This is a genomic window from Sphingobium wenxiniae (genome assembly GCF_007830065.1).
GTDB classification, from domain to species: domain Bacteria; phylum Pseudomonadota; class Alphaproteobacteria; order Sphingomonadales; family Sphingomonadaceae; genus Sphingobium; species Sphingobium wenxiniae.
In genome coordinates this window covers 1-1,588 of sequence record NZ_VLKK01000070.1, presented here as the reverse complement: position 1 = coordinate 1,588, position 1,588 = coordinate 1, and the positions used below count along the sequence as shown (strand labels likewise).

General features: G+C 60.7%; 2 protein-coding genes. Both read left to right on the top strand.

Annotated features, from left to right (window positions below; genetic code table 11):
- Window positions 1–1,109, top strand: a protein-coding gene (locus IQ35_RS20840; protein ID WP_145076228.1) for an IS3 family transposase whose coding sequence is annotated in 2 segments (ribosomal slippage) — window positions 1–190 and window positions 190–1,109 — 1,110 coding nt annotated over the 2 segments. Because the reading frame shifts where the segments join, the coding sequence is not laid out codon by codon here. This gene is flagged as partial in the annotation.
- Between the two features lie 90 nt (window positions 1,110–1,199).
- Window positions 1,200–1,588, top strand: a 389-nt coding sequence (locus IQ35_RS20835; protein ID WP_145076225.1) for a Ros/MucR family transcriptional regulator, incomplete at its 3' end; no start/stop codon positions are given.

Here is a 1,588-nt window from a genome sequence, read left to right as displayed (position 1 = left end):
GCGAAGACCGCTGACCTGGCCCGTCGACACGGAGTGTCGGAAGCGACGATCTACAACTGGAAGTCGAAGTATGGCGGGCTGGAGGTGTCCGATGCCCGCCGACTGAAGGAGCTCGAGAGCGAGAACGCGAAGCTCAAGCGTTTGCTTGCCGATGCGATGCTGGATCAGGCCGCGTTGAAGGATCTTCTGGCAAAAAAGTTTTGACGCCCGCCGCGCAGCGAGAAGCTGTTGCTCATCTCCAGGCGTGCCATGGGATGAGCGAGCGGCGGGCGTGCCGTGTCATCGATGCCGATCGCAAGAGCGTGCGTTACCGTTCGAAGCGAGATAACGATGCAGAACTTAGGGAGAAGCTGCGCGAGCTGGCCAACCAGCGTCGCCGGTTCGGCTATCGGCGTCTGCATATCCTGCTGCGCCGGGAGGGGATCATGATCAACCGCAAGAAGACCCAGAGGCTCTACCGTGAGGAAGGCTTGGCGGTCAGGCGACGACGTAGCCGCAGGCGTGCTGTTGGCACAAGGGCACCTGCTCCGGTTCTGGCGCTGCCGAACCAGCGCTGGAGCCTGGACTTTGTTCACGACCAGATGGCTTCGGGAAGACGGTTCCGGGTGCTCAACGTGGTCGATGACGTGACCCGGGAGTGCCTGGCAGCGGTGCCGGACACCTCGATCTCTGGTCGCCGTGTCGTTCGCGAGCTGACCGCACTGATCGAACAGCGCGGCAAGCCAAGCATGATCGTCAGCGACAATGGCACCGAGCTCACCAGCAACGCTGTGCTGGCATGGTGCGGCGAGGTCGGCGTGGAGTGGCATTACATCGCGCCCGGAAGGCCGATGCAGAATGGCTATGTCGAGAGCTTCAATGGTCGCATGCGCGACGAACTGCTCAACGAGACGCTGTTCTTGAGTATGGCCCATGCCCGTGTCGAGATCGCGGCCTGGGTCGAAGACTACAATCGGGAGCGACCAGGCTCGTCTCTCGGTTACGCAACACCGGCGGCGTTCGCCGCTGAACTGGATAAGCAATGGCCTGCTTCGCTACGCCCTACGGGCTCCGCTACGCAGCCCATTGCTTCAACCGCGCTGATGCGCAAAACAACCGCTCGGCTCTAATCCCAGCTGGGGGAAAGCTGGGGGTCACGTCAGGTGGAAACCAGCACGACTGCTGGATCTTTTTAATACCATATTGTTGGGAATTGTATAATGTCAGAAACTGCGGTCGCGCACGACACCCTCATCACTCTCACCACCGACATCGTGTCGGCACACGTATCGAACAACTCTGTCAGCGTGAGTGATCTTCCCGCGCTAATCGCCAACGTGCACTCCGCCCTGTCCGGCTTGGGCGCGCCAAAGGAGTCTCCGGCGGCCAAGCAGGAACCTGCCGTCACCGTCCGCGCCTCAATCAAGCCGGACTATATCGTCTGCCTGGAGGACGGGAAGAAACTTAAGATGCTCAAACGGTATCTGATGACGACCTACAAGATGACGCCTGACGAGTATCGGGCCAAGTGGGGCCTCCCGGCCGAGTATCCGATGGTAGCGCCCAACTACGCGCAGAAGCGCAAGGAGCTGGCGTACAAGATCGGCTT